This window comes from Cochleicola gelatinilyticus, assembly GCF_001637325.1.
In the GTDB taxonomy this organism is placed as follows: Bacteria; Bacteroidota; Bacteroidia; order Flavobacteriales; family Flavobacteriaceae; genus Cochleicola; species Cochleicola gelatinilyticus.
In genome coordinates, this window is sequence record NZ_LRXL01000037.1 from 591,601 (window position 1) to 609,641 (window position 18,041).

General features: G+C 35.7%; 17 protein-coding genes and 1 other RNA gene. 11 read left to right on the forward strand and 7 right to left on the reverse strand.

Annotated elements, in window-relative coordinates; translation table 11 throughout:
* Positions 1-108 precede the first annotated feature (108 nt).
* From ULVI_RS10305 to ULVI_RS10350, 10 genes are all read left to right on the forward strand, one after another.
* Positions 109-2,583, forward strand: a complete 2,475-nt coding sequence (locus ULVI_RS10305; RefSeq protein WP_068592454.1) for a glycosyltransferase family protein — start codon at positions 109-111, stop codon at positions 2,581-2,583.
* Positions 2,583-3,869, forward strand: a complete 1,287-nt coding sequence (locus ULVI_RS10310; RefSeq protein ID WP_068592456.1) for a glycosyltransferase family 4 protein — start codon at positions 2,583-2,585, stop codon at positions 3,867-3,869. The genes ULVI_RS10305 and ULVI_RS10310 overlap by 1 nt, the downstream gene beginning before the upstream one ends.
* 213 nt (positions 3,870-4,082) lie before the next feature.
* Positions 4,083-4,622: a bifunctional pyr operon transcriptional regulator/uracil phosphoribosyltransferase PyrR gene (pyrR, locus tag ULVI_RS10315; protein WP_068592458.1), complete on the forward strand. Its 540-nt coding sequence runs from the start codon at positions 4,083-4,085 to the stop codon at positions 4,620-4,622.
* 90 nt (positions 4,623-4,712) lie between these two features.
* Positions 4,713-5,651: an aspartate carbamoyltransferase catalytic subunit gene (locus ULVI_RS10320; RefSeq protein ID WP_068592460.1), complete on the forward strand. Its 939-nt coding sequence runs from the start codon at positions 4,713-4,715 to the stop codon at positions 5,649-5,651.
* Positions 5,641-5,976, forward strand: a complete 336-nt coding sequence (locus tag ULVI_RS10325) for a ribonuclease Z (RefSeq protein WP_068592461.1) — start codon at positions 5,641-5,643, stop codon at positions 5,974-5,976. Before ULVI_RS10320 ends, ULVI_RS10325 begins: the two co-directional genes overlap by 11 nt.
* A 76-nt stretch (positions 5,977-6,052) precedes the next feature.
* On the forward strand, positions 6,053-6,958 hold the full coding sequence (locus ULVI_RS10330; RefSeq protein WP_068592463.1) for a ribonuclease Z: 906 nt from the start codon (positions 6,053-6,055) through the stop codon (positions 6,956-6,958).
* 83 nt (positions 6,959-7,041) lie between these two features.
* The gene (gene pdxH, locus ULVI_RS10335) at positions 7,042-7,686 is read left to right on the forward strand and encodes a pyridoxamine 5'-phosphate oxidase (protein ID WP_068592465.1); all 645 of its coding nucleotides are present in this window, start codon (positions 7,042-7,044) and stop codon (positions 7,684-7,686) included.
* A 45-nt stretch (positions 7,687-7,731) separates the two neighbouring features.
* The gene (locus tag ULVI_RS10340; protein WP_068592467.1) at positions 7,732-8,220 is read left to right on the forward strand and encodes a SixA phosphatase family protein; all 489 of its coding nucleotides are present in this window, start codon (positions 7,732-7,734) and stop codon (positions 8,218-8,220) included.
* On the forward strand, positions 8,220-10,310 hold the full coding sequence (gene ppk1 / locus ULVI_RS10345; RefSeq protein WP_068592469.1) for a polyphosphate kinase 1: 2,091 nt from the start codon (positions 8,220-8,222) through the stop codon (positions 10,308-10,310). Before ULVI_RS10340 ends, ppk1 begins: the two co-directional genes overlap by 1 nt.
* A 3-nt stretch (positions 10,311-10,313) precedes the next feature.
* Positions 10,314-11,228 (forward strand): Ppx/GppA phosphatase family protein, encoded by a 915-nt coding sequence (locus tag ULVI_RS10350; protein ID WP_068592471.1) that lies wholly within the window; start codon positions 10,314-10,316, stop codon positions 11,226-11,228.
* Here the strand turns inward: ULVI_RS10350 and ULVI_RS10355 are convergent.
* The 4 genes from ULVI_RS10355 to ULVI_RS10370 all read right to left on the reverse strand — a co-directional run bounded on the left by ULVI_RS10355 (position 11,225) and on the right by ULVI_RS10370 (position 14,892).
* The gene (locus ULVI_RS10355) at positions 11,225-11,962 is read right to left on the reverse strand and encodes an RluA family pseudouridine synthase (RefSeq protein ID WP_241780978.1); all 738 of its coding nucleotides are present in this window, start codon (positions 11,960-11,962) and stop codon (positions 11,225-11,227) included. The two genes, ULVI_RS10350 and ULVI_RS10355, sit on opposite strands and share 4 nt — an antisense overlap.
* 137 nt (positions 11,963-12,099) lie before the next feature.
* Positions 12,100-12,411, reverse strand: a complete 312-nt coding sequence (locus tag ULVI_RS10360; RefSeq protein WP_068592474.1) for a hypothetical protein — start codon at positions 12,409-12,411, stop codon at positions 12,100-12,102.
* Between the two features lie 3 nt (positions 12,412-12,414).
* Entirely contained in the window at positions 12,415-12,999 is a 585-nt protein-coding gene (miaE, locus tag ULVI_RS10365; RefSeq protein ID WP_068592591.1) for a tRNA-(ms[2]io[6]A)-hydroxylase, read from the reverse strand.
* A 30-nt stretch (positions 13,000-13,029) separates the two neighbouring features.
* Complete coding sequence (locus tag ULVI_RS10370) at positions 13,030-14,892, reverse strand: DNA polymerase III subunit gamma/tau (RefSeq protein ID WP_068592476.1); 1,863 nt, start codon at positions 14,890-14,892, stop codon at positions 13,030-13,032.
* A gap of 91 nt (positions 14,893-14,983) precedes the next feature.
* Here ULVI_RS10370 and rnpB point away from each other — a divergent pair.
* An RNA gene (rnpB, locus tag ULVI_RS10375) (RNase P RNA component class A) lies at positions 14,984-15,305 on the forward strand.
* A gap of 685 nt (positions 15,306-15,990) precedes the next feature.
* Here rnpB and ULVI_RS10380 read toward each other — a convergent pair.
* From ULVI_RS10380 to ULVI_RS10390, 3 genes are read right to left on the reverse strand one after another with little or no spacing between them, the layout of a single operon-like run.
* Positions 15,991-16,527, reverse strand: a complete 537-nt coding sequence (locus tag ULVI_RS10380; protein WP_068592480.1) for an RsmD family RNA methyltransferase — start codon at positions 16,525-16,527, stop codon at positions 15,991-15,993.
* Entirely contained in the window at positions 16,527-17,384 is an 858-nt protein-coding gene (locus tag ULVI_RS10385) for a DUF3822 family protein (protein ID WP_082830842.1), read from the reverse strand. The genes ULVI_RS10380 and ULVI_RS10385 overlap by 1 nt, the downstream gene beginning before the upstream one ends.
* The gene (locus ULVI_RS10390; RefSeq protein ID WP_068592481.1) at positions 17,329-18,000 is read right to left on the reverse strand and encodes a hypothetical protein; all 672 of its coding nucleotides are present in this window, start codon (positions 17,998-18,000) and stop codon (positions 17,329-17,331) included. The genes ULVI_RS10385 and ULVI_RS10390 overlap by 56 nt, the downstream gene beginning before the upstream one ends.
* Between the last annotated feature and the right edge of the window lie 41 nt (positions 18,001-18,041).

Sequence of the window (18,041 nt, forward strand, 5' to 3'; positions counted from 1 at the left end):
TCTAACCTATTTATTTGTTTATTAATTGTGTAGAAATACACAATCAATACACGGTTAATTCTACCATATTTTTTATACTTTTCACGCTACATTTTTCACTTCTTTTCTATGCGTTATTCCATTAAAAGTTTTATACCTCATTTCGTAGTTGTAGTCCTCTTCGTAATTATTGCACTGGCATATTTTAGTCCAGTATTACAAGGAAAGAAGATCTTTCAAAGCGACATTGTTCAATATACTGGGATGGCCAAACAGCAAATTGACCATCGTGAAGAAACTGGTGAAGAGTTATATTGGACCGATGCTGCTTTCGGAGGAATGCCAACCTATCAATTAGGAGCAAAATACCCGCATAATTATATAAAAAAGCTAGATCTTACCCTACGTTTTCTTCCGAGGCCCGCAGATTATCTCTTTCTATATTTTATAGGAATGTATATTTTATTTCTAGTTCTTAAAGTTGATTACAAACTCGCATTTTTAGGGGCGTTAGCTTTCGGTTTTTCTACATATCTCATTATTATTTTAGGCGTAGGGCATAATGCCAAAGCCCATGCCATTGCTTACATGCCTCTTGTTCTAAGCGGAATTATTTTAACCTTTCGAGGAAAGTATGTGTACGGATTTTTATTAACTACAGTCGCTATGGCGCTAGAGTTAGTAACCAACCACTTTCAAATGACGTATTATTTGTTGTTGTTAGTGGTGTGCGTAGGGGTTGCTTATTTAATTGATGCTTATCGTAAGAAGCGATTGAAGCACTTCGGAATTTCTATAGCAATAATGGCTTTAGGTGTTTTAATTGCTGTTGGCTTAAATGCAACCAACATTCTGGCAACAAAAGAATATGCAGATAGCTCCACTCGTGGAAAAACAGACTTAACCATACATCCAGATGGCACGCCTAAAGAAGTTTCAGAAGGATTGGATTATGAGTACATTACAGAATACAGCTACGGAAAATGGGAAAGCTTAAATCTATTTATTCCTAGTTTTATGGGAGGAGGTTCTGGAGATCCACTTCCCGATGATTCTCAAGCACAAGAGTTTTTATATAAAATGGGCGTTTCTCCTCAACAGGCGAATCAAATACTCAATCAGGTGCCCGTGTATTGGGGTGACCAAACAATTGTGGCTGCGCCAGCCTATGTGGGAGCGGTAACACTATTTCTGGCCGTGCTTGCTTTATTTTTAATTCGAGGTCGAATAAAGTGGTGGTTAGTTTCTGCGTTTGTGCTAAGCCTTTTACTTTCTTGGGGAGATAATTTTTCTGGGTTAACGCGATTTTTCGTTGAGTACGTACCACTGTATAATAAATTTAGGGCGGTGTCCTCAATACAAGTTATTATTGAATTGGTTTTACCAATACTTGCGGTGGTTGGGTTGCATCACTATTTTACCTTTACTTCAGTAACTCAATCTTCCGAAGAGCTTTCTAACCGTGAAGAACGACGCAAGAAAGCATTATTATACGCAACAGCAATTGTGGGAGGAGCCACGGTTCTTTTGATCGTATTGAAATCTGTGTTTCTTGATTTTGCAAGTCCATATGATAAATACTTTATTGAAGACCTCGGAATGGGATTTGTAGAAGCTATTAGAGAAGATAGAATGACATTATTAACAAACGATGCCATACGTTCTCTAATTTTTGTGTTGCTCACAGCTGCTGCACTTTGGCTAAATTTTAAATCTAAATTGAAAGAATTTGCTACAATTATCGTAATCGCAGGATTAATTGTATTCGATTTGGTAGGCGTGGATAGACGGTATGTAAATAACGATGATTTTGTACAGTCACGAGTCATGGACCAACCGTTTCAGAAAAGCTCTGCAGACGAAATGATTTTACAAGATGACGGGCACTACAGGGTGTACGATGCCACTGCGCAGGCTTTTAATAGTGGACGTGCAAGTTTTTATCATAATGCTCTGGGAGGATATCACGCCGCCAAACCTGGAAGAATGCAGGATTTAAATGAGTTTTACATTAGCAAGGGAAATATCGGAATGTTAAACATGCTTAACGTAAAGTATATTATCACACAAGGAGAAAACGGAGCTGCGTATGCTCAAAGAAACCCCTATGTAAATGGGCCTGTTTGGTTTGTAGATAATGTAATATTTACCGAAAACGCCAATCAAGAAATTCGGGAACTAGACAGTTTAGATACCAAAAGGACAGTGGTGGTCGATTCAAAATTTAAAAATCTCATTCCTACAAAACAAATTAAAAGAGATAGCGCTGCAACCATAGAGTTGGTGCATCACGAACCAGAATACCTCGTTTATGAAGCATCTACAACTTCGCCGCAACTTGCTGTATTTTCTGAAGTGTATTATCCAAATGGGTGGAACGCATACATCGATGGTACATTAGCAGAATATATTCGTGTAAATTATGCGCTTCGTGGAATGGCTGTTCCTGCAGGAAATCACAAAATCGAATTTAAATTTGAACCAACCGTCGTACAAACGGGAAGTATGATTTCACTAACAAGCAGTATTGTTTTTCTTTTACTGTTACTTGGCGGACTCTATTACAATTTTAAAGTAAAGAAGTCTTCTAGAGATACGAAATAATGGTAAAACGAGCACTGATTATTACCTATTATTGGCCTCCGGCCGGTGGACCGGGCGTGCAGAGATGGTTAAAGTTTGTAAAGTATTTTAAGGAATTCGACATTGAGCCTGTGGTGTACATTCCAGAAAACCCGCATTACCCCATCGTAGACGAGAGTTTTGTTTCTGAAATTCCCTTAGACATTAAAATTTTAAAACATCCTATAAAAGAACCCTATCGTTTTGCTGGGATGCTTTCAAAAAAGAAAACCAACACCATTAGTAAAGGTATAATAAATAAAAAAGAGCAATCTTTTATAGAAAAAGCGATGTTGTATGTGCGAGGAAACTTTTTTATCCCCGATGCACGCATTGGTTGGGTAAAACCTTCAGTAGCTTTTCTTAAAAAAGAACTTGTTAATAATCTGGTAGATTGTATTATTACCACGGGACCACCACACAGTCTTCACCTTATCGGGATGCAGCTTCAAAAACAATTAAACCTTCCTTGGATAGCAGATTTTCGGGATCCTTGGACCACCATACACTATCATAAAGAATTAAAACTAAGTAAAGCTGCCGCCCAGAAGCATAAACAAATGGAAACCGAGGTGCTTCAAAAAGCAGATCAGATTGTAGTGACAAGCCCGACCACAAAGAAAGAATTTAAACAGCTCACCAACACACCAATAGAGGTTATTACAAATGGCTATGAAGTTTCAGAAGACATTTACCCCATACCAGACACTTCATTTTCAATAGCACATATAGGTTCGTTACTAAGTGAGCGAAATCCTAAGATTCTTTGGAAGGTACTTTCAGAAATAGCTTCAGAAAATAAAGAATTTGCAACCGATCTAGAATTAAAATTAGTGGGAGCAGTAAGTGAAACCATCATATCGAGTATTGAAGACGCAGGACTAAAAACGGCGTTAAAAACAATTGGATATGTTACTCACGCCGAAGCATTAAAAATGCAGCATAATGCGCAATTATTACTCGTTGTGGAGATGGATCGACCAGAGACCCGTGCGATTATCCCTGGGAAACTTTTCGAATATCTTGCAGCGCAACGTCCTATAATTGCTTTAGGTCCCAAAGGAAGTGACATTCAAGAAATTTTACAACAAACGCATAGTGGTCAATTCTTCACATATCAAGATGAAGAGGCTTTAAAAGAGCTTCTATTAACACATTATAAGGCTTTTAAAGATGGGACACTTTCGATACAAACCAATGCAATAGAAAATTATAGCAGGAGGGAGCTCACAAGAAAGATGGCAGCATTAATTCGAAGCGCATGTTAATTTAGTTTTTTTGCAAATATTATATTAGTTTTATTCATGGACGTTCCCGCTAAGGCGGTCGGGCTTTCGCTACTCGCTTTTTCGTTGCTTTGGGGCAACTCAAAGAGCTTACACAAGCCGCTCAATCCCTAACGCGGGTTTTTAGTGAGTTTAAAATTTTATTCGTAAAAATTGTCTTACTTTTGTTGGCTGAATACTATTCAGAACTTTCCTATGAGTCAAAAAGTGTTATTAAACGAAACCGAGGTCCATATTGCACTTCATCGTTTAGCTTGTCAGTTAATTGAAAAGCACGACACGTTTAGTGATACCGTACTCGTTGGCATACAACCAAGAGGGATATTTCTTGCCAACCGACTTAAAACACTTTTACAAACCGATTATAAGATTAAAGATGTGTCTTTAGGGCATTTAGATATTACCTTTTATCGGGATGATTTTCGAAGAAGTACAAAACCACTAGAAGCGAATAAAACCAACATTAATTTTATAGTAGAAGATAAAAAGGTTGTTTTTATTGATGATGTCCTCTATACTGGACGTAGTATTCGTTCGGCATTAACCGCTATACAATCCTTTGGGAGACCTTCAGAAATAGAACTTCTTACATTAATCGACCGACGCTTTAGTCGTCACCTTCCTATTCAGCCCGATTATCGTGGCAGACAGGTAGATGCGATTAATAATGAAAAAGTAAAAGTATGCTGGAAAGAAAACGATGGGGAAGATGCTGTATATCTGGTAAATAGTTAAGGCTATTTACGCAACAAGCTTTAAGCTATATGCAATAGGCAGCTTAAAGCAACATGCCTTAAGCCTATAGCGTTTTTGAATAAAAAACTAATGAAAGAACTAAGTGTAAATCACTTATTGGGAATTAAATACGTTACCGAGGATGACATTCAGCTCATCTTCGAAACTGCCGATCATTTTAAAGAAGTAATAAATCGTCCCATTAAGAAAGTGCCTTCGCTTCGTGACATTACAATCGCCAATCTATTTTTTGAAAATAGTACACGAACACGACTTTCGTTTGAGTTGGCAGAAAAACGACTTTCTGCAGATGTTATTAATTTTTCTGCAGCCTCTTCGTCAGTAAAAAAAGGAGAAACCCTCATCGATACCGTAAACAATATTCTGTCTATGAAAGTGGACATGGTTGTAATGAGACACCCCAATCCAGGGGCAGGTGTTTTTCTATCCAAACACGTAAATGCTAGTATTGTAAATGCTGGTGATGGAGCGCATGAACATCCGACCCAAGCATTACTGGATGCTTATTCAATTCGTGAAAAATTAGGAGATGTTGCCGGAAAAAAAGTCGTAATTGTGGGAGATATTCTTCATTCTCGTGTAGCATTATCGAATATATTTGCTCTTCAAAAACTTGGAGCTTCGGTTAAAGTGTGTGGTCCTAAGACACTTATTCCGAAATATATAGAAAGTTTAAATGTTAGTTTCGAACCAAATTTAAGAAAAGCTCTAGAATGGTGTGATGTTGCTAACATGCTCCGAGTACAAAATGAACGAATGGACATTAGTTTTTTCCCTTCAACAAGAGAATATACTCAGCAATTTGGAGTGAATAAAAAATTATTAGATTCACTTAATAAAGAAATTGTATTAATGCACCCAGGACCTATTAACCGAGGTGTTGAAATTACCAGTGATGTTGCAGACAGCAAACAAGCCATTATATTAGACCAAGTACAAAATGGAGTTGCTGTGCGCATGGCCGTGCTCTATTTATTAGCTTCAAAAATACAACACAATGAAGATTGAAAATCACGAAAACTTTGTGATACTAGCCGACGAAAAAGATGATGCAGCCGATTTTGCCTCTTTTCTAGAATATCAAATTCCGAATAAATTTAAAGGGCAAAACGTCGTTTTAAACCTTTCGGATTACAAAGAACTGGAACTCCCCGAATTATTATTGTTCTTAAAAGTTTCTAACTTGCACCGCAAAACAAAACACTCTTTTGTAATTGTGAACGATGCTATTAATCCTGATGATATCCCTATGGAAATGATTGTAGTTCCTACACTACAAGAAGGGCAAGATATTATTGAAATGGAAGCCATAGAGCGTGATCTCGGGTTTTAAACAACCTTTGTATAATGAATAATGATTTATACCAACCGATCATTATTTGCCGTGTATTCACCCTTAATTTTTCAAAATGAAACTTACCATTCTCGGTTGCCATTCTGCTACACCACGTTGGGACGCACATCCAACAGCACAGGTGTTAGAAGTTCGTGGTCATCTGTTTTTGATCGATTGTGGGGAAGGTACACAGGTACAACTGCGAAGGTATAAGGTAAAGTTTGCTCGTATTAAACATGTGTTTATCTCGCATTTACATGGCGATCATTTTTTTGGCCTTGTCGGATTAATATCTACGTTTCGCTTGTTGGGAAGGGAAGCAGATCTTCATGTATACGGCCCTAAGGGCATAAAAGAAGCTATTACGCTTCAGTTAAAGCTAGGAAAATCGTGGACCAATTACAATTTGTATTTCCACGAATTAGAGAGTAATGCTTCAGAACTTATTTTTGAAGACGAAAAAGTTTCAGTAAAAACAATTCCATTAGAGCATCGCGTATATACCAATGGGTTTCTATTTAAAGAAAAACCTAAAGCCCGAAAACTAAATGTTGAAGCAGCACGTGCAGCACATATCGATCAGAGTTATTTTCAAAAAATAAAATTAGGAAATGATGTGGTCAATGAAAAAGGGGACCTCATACCTAACGAACACGTTACATTTCCACCAGACGCACCAAAATCGTATGCCTATTGTAGTGACACGGCGTATGCTCCTGCAATCGTTCCTATCATCGAAGGCGCAGATAGGCTGTATCATGAAGCAACGTTCTTAGAACAACATGCAGACCTTGCTGAAAAAACAAAGCATAGTACAAGTAAAGAGGCTGCGGCTATTGCCAAAAAAGCTGGGGTAGGCACATTAATTCTTGGACATTATTCGGGACGCTATAAAGATCTAGAAATGTTTCGTACAGAAGCACAAGAGCTTTTTGAACGTGTTGAACTAGCGGAAGATGGGAAAGTTTTCGAATGGTGATTGTTAAAAATTTAATACATATTTAATAATCTAGTTTTTATATCATTCTGTAAATCTCGTACCTTGCCACAAAGCTTCAAAGTATGAATCAAGATCTTCAGAACTACCGTAAATCTTATGAAAAAGGCGAATTAAACCAATCGATTGTGTGCGACAATCCGATAGAGCAATTTCAGCAATGGTTTAAAGAAACGGAAGCTTCAGAAACCGTTGCAGAGATTAATGCAATGACACTTTCTACCATGGGTACCGATGGATTTCCACGGGGACGAGTGGTATTGTTAAAAGAAATAACTTCAGAAGGATTTATCTTTTATACCAACTATACAAGTGAAAAGGGAATTTCTATTGAAGCATTTCCACATGTCTGCATTTCTTTTTATTGGGGGATTATGGAACGACAGATTAGTGTAAAAGGAATTGCTGAAAAAATTTCGGAAGAAAAATCCACTGCTTATTTTCATTCCCGTCCAAGAAAGAGTCAGTTAGGAGCGTTAGTTTCAGAACAAAGTTCTCCTGTTGAGAGTCGAAACGTCTTGGAAAATAGACTTGCTGAACTAGAAGTTGCTTACGAAGGAAAGGAAATTCCGAAGCCATCGCATTGGGGAGGATATTTAATTAGACCCACAGCATTTGAATTTTGGCAGGGAAGACGAAGTCGTTTACACGACCGAATTCAGTATATCCAAGAAGGTAAAGAATGGAAAATTCAACGTCTGCAGCCTTAATTTTTACTTTATAATAGAAATAAGAACATCAATTAAAAATAATATATGAAAACACTTTATATGGTTCGACACGCTAAATCCTCATGGAAACATGATGTTGGCGATCACCAAAGACCTTTGAAGGGTAGAGGAAAACGAGATGGGAAATTGGTGTCTCAATATGTCGCTAAAAATTTTGAGCCACCTCAAAAAATTGTTAGTAGTGATGCTAATAGAGCTTTATCTACTGCACATTACTTTAAAGATGCGTTAAATATTTCGGAGGCTGATTTTTCAACGAACAGTGCTCTTTACGATTTTAGCGGACAGCAGGTAATGCAAATTGTGAAAAGTTTGGAAGATCAACAGGATCGTATTATGATCGTTGGACATAATCATGCGTTTACTTCAATTGCAAATATGCTTGGAAACAAGTATATTGACAATGTGCCGACTTGCGGCTTTGTAATGATCGAATTTCCCGTGGATTCTTGGAAAGATATCACAACAGGAAAAACGGTTAAAACGGTATTCCCAAGAGATTTAAAAAAATAATGACAGAGATAAAAATCGATTCAAATACGACCAACCAATATAGAAATCGTGAATTAAGTTGGTTGCAATTTAATGCACGTGTGTTACAGGAAGCTGCGGACACATCTGTACCGCTCATCGAACGCCTTCGTTTTTTAGGTATTTTTTCTAATAATTTGGATGAATTTTTTAAAGTTCGTTATGCGACTGTTAAGAGAATTGCAGATGCTGGTAAGGGCGGAAAAAGTGTGTTGGGAGGAATCACAGCGAAAGATTTATTAGAAGAGATCACACAAACGGTGATACATCAACAATCTACCAGCCTTCGTATTCTAAAATCGATTAAAGGAGAGCTTCAGAAAGAAAACATATTTGTTATAGATGAAACTGAAGTTTCAGAAACTCAAAGTCAATTTATTTCAGAATATTTTATTAGAAAGGTAAGCCCGGCGCTAGTTACCATCATGATAGGTGAATTAGAGCAATTTCCCTCGTTAAAAGATAGTGCGGCATATCTCGCTGTTCGAATGGTCATGTCTAAAGAAGATGAAACATTTGAAGAGAAAAATAATTATGCATTAATTGAGATTCCAAAGGTGATTGAGCGGTTTGTGGTCCTGCCACAAGAGGGTGATAAACAATACATAATAATCTTAGATGATCTTATTAGGTATTGTTTGCATAACATTTTTAGCATATTTAAATATTCCAGTATTTCAGCCCATATGATTAAAATTACGAGGGATGCAGAATTGGATATCGACAGTGATCTAAGTCGTAGTTTTATAGATAAAATTTCTAAAAGTGTAAAAAACAGAAGTGTAGGAGATCCGGTTCGATTTGTATACGATAAAAAGATTGACAGAAAAACCTTGAAGTATCTTTTAGATAAAATGGGTGTTGATGAAACCGATAGTTTAATTCCTGGAGGTCGCTACCACAATCGAAGAGATTATATGGGGTTTCCAAGCTTAGGAAGAGAGGATCTTTTGTATGAAAAAATTACACCATTACGAATACCAGACTTAAAATTACAAGGAAGTTTGTTTGAAATGATCGCTCAAAAGGACTTTCTTTTGTATGCTCCCTATCAAACTTTTTCTTACGTAGTTAAATTTTTACGAGAAGCAGCGTTAGATCCAAAAGTAAGAGCTATAAAAATTACTATTTATCGGCTTGCGCAGGTGTCGCATATTGCCAGTTCTTTAATTAATGCTGCAAAGAACGGTAAAGAAGTTACGGTACAAATTGAATTACAAGCTCGATTCGATGAAGAAGCAAATATTAGTTATGCAGAACAAATGCAAAGTGAAGGAGTGCAACTTATATTTGGGGTGTCTGGATTAAAAGTACATTGCAAAGCGTGTTACATAGAACGAATAGAAAACGAAAAATTAAAACGGTATGTGTTTGTAAGCACAGGAAATTTTAACGAATCTACAGCACGGCTTTATACAGACTATACCTTATTCACTTCCAACCAGAAGATTTGCAAAGAGATTAATAAAGTGTTCGATTTTTTTGAAGTGAATTACAAAATAAAAAAATACAAACATCTTATTGTATCTCCGCATTATACTAGAAATGCCTTGTATCACCTAATTGATACCGAAATTGAAAACAAAAAGAATGGCAATTCAAGCGGAATTAAACTGAAACTTAATAGCCTTTCCGATTTTAAAATTATCGATAAATTGTATCAAGCAAGTCGCGCTGGGGTAGAAATAAAACTAATTGTGAGAGGTATTTGTTGTTTAATTCCTGGAGTAAAGGGAATGAGTGAAACTATTGAGGTTATTAGTATCGTCGATAAATTTTTAGAGCATCCAAGATTATTTATTTTTGAAAATGCAGGGGATACAAAAATCTATATTTCTTCAGCAGATTTTATGGGTAGAAATCTTGATAGTAGGGTAGAAATATCCTGCCCTATCTATGATGAAGCCATTAAAAAAGAAATTCTTGACACCTTCGAAATTAGTTGGAGCGATAATGTAAAAGCTCGTGTTATTTCAGATAAGCAAGACAATGCCTATCGTAAAAACAGAAAAGAAAAAGTTCGTTCACAATTCAAATTATACGAATATTACCAACAAAAATTAAACGCCTAATAATTGTTACACATAGAAAAATATGCCGCAGTAGATATTGGGTCTAACGCCATAAGGTTGTTAGTCGCATCTGTAATCGAACAGGAAGGAAAAGATACATTATTTAAAAAAACATCATTAGTGCGAGTTCCAATTCGATTGGGAGCAGATGTTTTTTTAGAAGGAGAAATTTCAGAAACTAACGCAGCACGTATGGTAGATGCCATGCAGGCATTCAAATTATTAGTTAAAACTCATAATATAGTTCGATTTAGGGCGTGTGCTACTTCAGCGATGCGGGAAGCGAAAAATGGCGCGGCTATTGCCGAAAATATTGAAAATGAAACTGGCTTAAAGATTAATATTATTGATGGAAATGATGAAGCTGCCATAATTGCATCAACCGATCTTAAATCATTGATACAAGATAATAAAGTCTTTCTTTACGTAGATGTTGGTGGTGGAAGTACGGAATTTACAATTTTCGCAGACGGCCATACCGTAGCATCTCGCTCTTTTAAATTAGGTACGGTGCGATTAATTAACGATATGGTGGAAGACACTATGTGGGAACAGGTAGAGCAATGGATTAAAGAAAACACCAAGGAATATACGAAAGTGAGTATGATTGGTTCTGGAGGAAATATAAATCACATTTATAAAAATAGTGGTGTAAAATTAGGGAAACCTTTAAGTTATTTTTTTCTTGCTAACTACTTTGAGCTTATACGCAACTATTCTTATGAAGAACGTATCACAGAGCTAAATATGAATCCCGATCGTGCGGATGTTATTATTCCAGCAACACGAATTTATTTATCTGCAATGAAATGGGGAAAAGCAAAGAATTGTTATGTTCCGAAGATCGGACTTTCAGACGGAATTATTAAAAGTCTGTACAACGAAAAAATAGCTGAAAAAACATCGAAAGTTTTTTAAACAGGAAATAATTTTTGAAATTTCTTAGGAAGAGGTAACATGATAGAAATTTCTTCAGATGTAAATGGATGTCTAAATGAAAGCGAGCTAGCTTGTAGAAACAATCCTTTTCCTTTTAGAATAGCTCCTTCTATACCATATAATGCATCTCCTAAAATCGGAGAGCCAATCTCTGCCATATGTTTTCGCAATTGGTGCCTCCGTCCGGTTAAAGGTTGTAATTGAACGAGATTTAAATATACATATTTAGAGGAAGCAACTGTTTTAAGCACTTTATAGTTAGTTGCCGATTTCTTTCCGTCTACTGCAATATCAAGGTGTTGCGTTTTTATCATAGCGCCTTGCGTTACTGCATGATAGGTTTTTACAATTTGTTTTTTTTTAAACAATAAGTTTAAAGCTTGTAACGCAGATTTACTTTTACCAATTACTAATAAGCCATTTGTGGCGAAGTCAAGTCTGTGTGCTGGTTGTGGTTGTAATAAGGCATCTGGTTGTTGACTTTTCTTCAAATTGAAAGACAACGCATTCACAATCGTTTTTGCTTTATTTCCACTAACCAAGATCCCTGCTGGTTTATGAATGATTGCAAGGTGATCATCTTCGTAACAAACCGATAATGACAGTTCTATTTGTTTTTTCAGAAATAGTTCTTCATCTCTGTATAGTGTGATAATTTCACCACCATTTATATAGTTGCTACCATGCGCCACCGAATCATTTAAAAAAATCAATTCTTTTTTAAAAGCTTTCTTTAAAGCTGATTTGGTGGAAACTGTTTCAAAAACTCCTACACAATAATCTAAAAGTCTTGTAGAAGATGGTAATGGTGCTACACGATGAGTTTCTTGTTTTTTAATTATCTACGTTTTTAAATTTTTGATGCTTTTTTCTTTTTACTATCAGTATAAGCATTCGCCATAGTCATATTTAGCATGCCCGTAATCTCAAGGTCGTAGCCGTAATTTTTTAATTTATATTGAAGCGCGGTTATTTCGTTTTTGCTCAGTGTAGAGAGGTCACAATCTACTTTATGCCATACACTTTTGCCTTCACTATTTTCAACAAAACAATAACACCATTTTTTAACCATCGAATTGGTTGGTTGTTGCGCCATACTTGTTATACTAAGGGTAGCAAAGCATGCTACAAAAAATATCTGAAATGTTTTAATAGAAATCATAGGTTACCCATGTATCGTTTCATTTTTGCTAAGACCTTTCATTACCTCTGCTTCAAAAGCGAGTAATTCCTGCCATTTCTTATCTACTTCGGTACGACTTTCACCATATTTTCGAGCGAACTGAAGAAACATTGTATAATGATTGGCTTCACTTACCATTAGATTCCGATAAAATTCGGCAAGTTTTTTATCTTCTAGTTGTTCACTCAACAAACGAAAACGTTCACAGCTTCGTGCTTCAATAAGTGCTGCGTATAAAAGTCGGTGAACCAGTTGTGTGGTTCGACTCCCGCCTTTTGGAAAAAACTTTGTAATAGCAATTACATAGTCATCTTTTCGATCCCGACCCATGATCCATCCACGCTCTAAAATCTTGTCATGTACCATTTTAAAGTGACTAATTTCTTCTTTAACCAGAGCTACCATTTCTTGAATTAACTCCGAATATTCTGGAAAACTTACAATCAAAGAGATGGCTGTAGAAGCAGCTTTTTGTTCACAATAAGCGTGATCTGTTAGAATTTCTTCAATATTTTTTTCTACAATATTAACCCATCGAGGATCGGTAGGAAGTTGTAGCCCTAGCATTTTTATTGGATTTTCTTCTTTCATGTATTTTTAAATATCTAGGTCGAATTCTTTTCTTAATTGTTCGATAAGAGGGTTCTTTTCTTTTAGTTTTTGAAACTTTTCAATAGGAGTATACGCATAGCGTTTTACAGCCGTTTCATTCACTTCAATAGAAAGGTCGATATCGTAATTTTCCAGTTGTTCTCTAATAAAACCAAGCAGATCGTATTTAGCGCGTTCCACCTCGGTTTTAATGGTTTGGTTGGGGAATTCTAAATGAATTAAAGATCCTTCTAGCCTGGGAACACCCATAGTAAGGTGAGATAACAAATTATACTTACCATCACTTTCAACTTTCTTAGTATACTCGTTCCAAGTTGCGATCATTGCCTCTTCGGTAAATTCTTTTGTAGGTAGATTTTTCTGATCGGGTTGTTTAGCTACCAATTCCTCCTGTAATTCTTTTTTCTTCTGAATGCTTTTTAATGAAAGTCCAGATACCTTTTTGGCATTGCGTTCCGCCAGTAATTGCGGGCGATCGATTACTTTTTCTTTTTTTTCTTCGGAAGGTTTTTTAAAGGTTGATACCATTGCAACATTAGAACTTTCTGAAGCTTCTTCTATAGTAGCATCTTCCGTTTTCTGAATAGTTTCAGTACTTTGAGAAGCATTATTATTCAAGGAGGCTTCTGAAGGGCCATCCAGTTTTATTTCCGAAGTACTATTATTTACTTGATTCTCTGATGTTGTTTCAGAAAATACAGGTTCTGTTGCCTGTTTTTTAAAGTGGGAGGGAGGTAATACAAAACGATCTTTACCCGCTAGTAAGAAGGAATTAGAGTTTTTTTTTTCACCCTTTGCAGTAAGGGAGGCTAATTGTAACAAGCAAAGTTCGACCAATAATCGCTGATTGCGACTATTTTTATAAGTAAGATCGCAGCTGTTGGCTATTTGAATCGCTTCTAATAGAAACTCGGTGCTTGTTTTTTGGGATTGTTCGAAATACATCGTTTTTACTTGTTCCCCAACTTCAAGAAGTGAAATTGTTTCTTGGTTTTTACAAACAAGCAAGTCGCGAAAATGGGAAGCAATACCCATTATAAAATGATGACCATCAAATCCTTTTGCCAAAATTTCATTGTATGCTATTAAAACCTGCGGAATGTTGTTGGATAGAAGGAGGTCGGTAATTTTAAAATAATACGTATAATCTAAGACATTTAAGTTTTCGGTAACCGCTTCACGAGTCATAGTTTTCCCAGAAAAACTAACAACTCGATCGAAAATAGAAAGCGCATCTCTAAGGGCTCCGTCTGCTTTTTGAGCGATTACATGAAGTGCGTCATCTTCGGCTTCTATACCTTCAGAACGGGCGACTTCTGCCAAATGACCTTTTATATCCTGTACAGTAATTCGTCTAAAATCGAAGATTTGGCACCGAGATAAAATGGTTGGGATAATCTTATGCTTTTCGGTTGTGGCAAGAATAAAAATCGCATGCTTCGGCGGTTCTTCTAATGTTTTTAAAAATGCATTAAAAGCGGCAGATGAAAGCATGTGCACCTCATCGATAATATACACTTTATAATTTCCAACCTGAGGAGGAATTCGAACTTGATCTATAAGATTACGAATATCATCTACTGAATTATTAGAAGCCGCATCGAGTTCGAAAATGTTAAAAGCAAAATCTTCGTCTTCTTTTTCGGTACCGTCTTGATTAATTTTTTTTGCAAGAATACGAGCACAAGTAGTTTTCCCTACACCACGAGGTCCTGTAAATAAAAGAGCCTGAGCTAAATGATCATTTTTAATAGCGTTTTCTAACGTATTAGTAATAGCTTGTTGTCCTACAACGTCTTTAAAAACGGTAGGGCGGTACTTTCTTGCTGATACAATAAAATGTTCCATAGGCCTCAACAAATATAAGTATGTGGGACTATTTATTGAAAAGTTGCACGTGTAATTTTACGCTATTTATTAACATTAAAGTACATTTGTAACAGCAGGCCACCTTATCGTCTTGTTTTATAAATAAAGCAGGGAGGAAAGTCCGAGCACCATAGGGAAGCATAGCGGCTAACAGCCGTCGTCATGTTATATATATGAAAGGACCAGTGCAACAGAAAGAATGTACAGATAATGCTGTAGTGAAACCAGGTAAACTCTATGCGGTGAAATGTCACGTAAACCTGTGCTTAAGGGTTCCCGCCCGATGCAGGAGGGTAGGCAGATAGAGTATTTCGGTAACGAAATATCCAGATAAATGATAAGGCTTTTAGTGTTCTAAAAGACAGAACTCGGCTTATAGGCCTGCTTTTTTAAAATATTTTAATTGACTTTCCATGTGTTTTTCAGCATCCTGTAGGTTTTCAAAAATTTCAAAAGAACCAGGATGAAATTTTTTTTCAAACATTACTATTTCCTTTGATTTTTCTGAATAACATACTACAGCAACCCCTAAAAACAATGGGTAAATTACTGGTTTTAAATAACTAATGGGGTCTACGGTATAATCATTTACCCGATTAGATATATAACCGAAAGGTTTGTCTTTATAATATTTGTTGAAGACATCATCTATTATAATACGTTCTTGAGTAGATATAACACTGCCTTCTTTGGCTGTACCAATTAAGTATGTGGGGTATATCTCAAAGCGGATAAAATCCAATTCAAGAATTTCTGGTTGTGGGGTTACCATGAATTCTTAGTTTAAATTAATATGGGGTTTATTTTTTGGTGTATTACTATACAACCATCACTAAAGCTACCGATTGTTTTTCCCATTTTAATAATATCTCGTGTTATAAATATGTTAAACTAAATTTAGAGACCATTCATTTTATAATACAATTTAACGCTATAAATTATGCGAATTTTTGATTTTCAAGTAATTAAACAGAATGTTTGTTTTAATAGCTTCTACAATTTTGAGAGTAGTATTAAAGGTATTGTAAATTCCTAAAAATGGTATATAAAGATTCGATATGACTTATTCTTTTAAAATTAAATTTCAAAAAAACTAAATACAGAACCGCCATACCTACGTGCTTCCTTAAAATTAACGACGTGAGATAAATCTGTATGTTTGGTATGTTCAATGATTACAATACCTTCAGAATTGAGTAAATCATTATTAAAAATTTTTTCAACCATTTTTTGAAGGTCCTCTGGAGTAAATGCATATGGAGGGTCTGCAAAAACCACATCGAAGCTTCTATGTTTCGAATTGAGGTATTTTTTAACATCTGCTTTTACAGTGCTTATTTGAAAAGATAACTCTTCAGCAATACTATTTATATATTTCACACATCCGTAATGCATATCAACGGCGGTGATATCTTCTGTTCCTCTAGAAGCAAATTCGTAACTTATATTTCCCGTTCCTGCGAAAAGATCTAACAGGGAACTATTGTGAAAATCGATGCGATGTCGAAGAATATTAAATAAAGCTTCTTTAGCAAAATCTGTTGTAGGGCGTACAGGAAGATTTTTTGGTGCTGTTAGTCGTTTGCCTTTATATGTGCCTGAAATAATTCGCATTAGGATAGTACTTGATGAATTAAGTAATGCTGGTGATCTTCTAAATTTGTTTCAGAAGGAGTTGTTCTATTGTCTTTAAAAAATTCAATGTTCCGAATATATGTATATAGTGCGGTATAAAGATTATCGTCTCGTGTAATCTTTCCGAAGATATAGGCCTGTGTATTTTCTGTAGAAAGTTGAAGTTGTTCCATCGCGAATAATACATAATATATAAAATCCTCTGTAGTACGAAACGGATAGCTGTTGCAAAGTTCTAGTTGTCCATTTTTTATAATAATACAGTCGAAATGCTCTTTTTGTACATGAAGAAAGATTTTTGGCAATATAGAATGTCTTTCTTTTTTAAGAATACTCTCCAAAAGAACGGATGTGGCATGATAATATTGAAAAGTTCCAAAACGCTCAAAAAAGTAATTGTTAATGTTTACAAAAGGGACATAAACTACAATCACATCTCCAAGAGTTACCTTATCATGTGCGATAAAATCGTTTCCTAATATCTTTGTATTAAACTTAAGATATTCTACAGCTTTCTCAGGATCGAATAGGGAAGAAGGGACCAATGTATAACAATCGGTTGCGTAGACTACAGAAACTTCATCGAATGATACGCCTAGTTCCTCTTTTTGCTTTACTATTTTGTTAATCTCAAAAAGTAACTCTTCTGGTGTTCGACTGTTCGAAAACTCTTTTTCATAAAAGAAAAGTGTTTCGCAGGAGGAACCTTGCTGTATCAAAAAAGAAAGTCCGGTCAATGAAACTTGAACGGACAGTCTTTTCGATATAGAATTTGATATGTTATTTGTCTTGTGCAGTGTCGTACTTTTTAGGCCAGTTACCAGTAGTATTAACATCGGTCATAGAACCTACCGAAATATAGGCACCATTTACACCATCTACAGATACAACTTGCTTTTCTTGAGCCAATAAATCTTTGTTTTTATCACCAAGAATTAAATCTTTGGCAACACGAGCTTCAAAAACAGGATATTTGGATTTATTTTTTACAATGCTTCCAGCTTTTAATTCGAATTTTTCATTAACTCCTTCTATAGGAACGTTCATCATTGTTTTAAAACGATCGCTTCCTTTGTATAAAGAATCTTTAACAGAGGTAAAACCTAACGTATCGGTTACAATTTCTTCGATAATATATCCTCCAGTAAGTGCATCTAGTCCGTAAGCCTTGTTTTTAGCTTGATCAGCATAACTTGTATCACGTCTTACAGTGATAGCATATTTTGCAGTATCTAAAAATCGTATTAAACTATCAAAATCTCCAGTAAATTTTCCTGTAATTTCTTGATGCGCTAATTCTGCATTCTTAATATCTTTTAAGTTTTTAATGACTTTGGCGTAGCGAGCCTCTTTTACTTTGTTAAAATTAACAGGGCCGATTACTGAATTGTAAAGTTGATATCCTAAAAAGACGATAACAACCCAAAGAACTAACTGAATTACTAATTTCATTGTATGATAGTTTAAGTGTTTTTTTTAGAGTAAGGTCTATC

Coding starts and splice junctions, on each gene's coding strand:
- pyrR (WP_068592458.1), top strand. CDS start 4,083: ATGAGTCAAAAAGTGTTATTAAACGAAACCGAGGTCCATATTGCACTT.
- ULVI_RS10340 (WP_068592467.1), top strand. CDS start 7,732: ATGAAAACACTTTATATGGTTCGACACGCTAAATCCTCATGGAAACAT.
- ULVI_RS10320 (WP_068592460.1), top strand. CDS start 4,713: ATGAAAGAACTAAGTGTAAATCACTTATTGGGAATTAAATACGTTACC.
- ULVI_RS10325 (WP_068592461.1), top strand. CDS start 5,641: ATGAAGATTGAAAATCACGAAAACTTTGTGATACTAGCCGACGAAAAA.
- ULVI_RS10360 (WP_068592474.1), bottom strand. CDS start 12,411: ATGATTTCTATTAAAACATTTCAGATATTTTTTGTAGCATGCTTTGCT.
- ULVI_RS10385 (WP_082830842.1), bottom strand. CDS start 17,384: ATGTTAATACTACTGGTAACTGGCCTAAAAAGTACGACACTGCACAAG.
- miaE (WP_068592591.1), bottom strand. CDS start 12,999: ATGCTAGGGCTACAACTTCCTACCGATCCTCGATGGGTTAATATTGTA.
- ULVI_RS10330 (WP_068592463.1), top strand. CDS start 6,053: ATGAAACTTACCATTCTCGGTTGCCATTCTGCTACACCACGTTGGGAC.
- ULVI_RS10305 (WP_068592454.1), top strand. CDS start 109: ATGCGTTATTCCATTAAAAGTTTTATACCTCATTTCGTAGTTGTAGTC.
- ULVI_RS10390 (WP_068592481.1), bottom strand. CDS start 18,000: ATGAAATTAGTAATTCAGTTAGTTCTTTGGGTTGTTATCGTCTTTTTA.
- ULVI_RS10310 (WP_068592456.1), top strand. CDS start 2,583: ATGGTAAAACGAGCACTGATTATTACCTATTATTGGCCTCCGGCCGGT.
- ULVI_RS10370 (WP_068592476.1), bottom strand. CDS start 14,892: ATGGAACATTTTATTGTATCAGCAAGAAAGTACCGCCCTACCGTTTTT.
- ULVI_RS10380 (WP_068592480.1), bottom strand. CDS start 16,527: ATGCGAATTATTTCAGGCACATATAAAGGCAAACGACTAACAGCACCA.
- ppk1 (WP_068592469.1), top strand. CDS start 8,220: ATGACAGAGATAAAAATCGATTCAAATACGACCAACCAATATAGAAAT.
- pdxH (WP_068592465.1), top strand. CDS start 7,042: ATGAATCAAGATCTTCAGAACTACCGTAAATCTTATGAAAAAGGCGAA.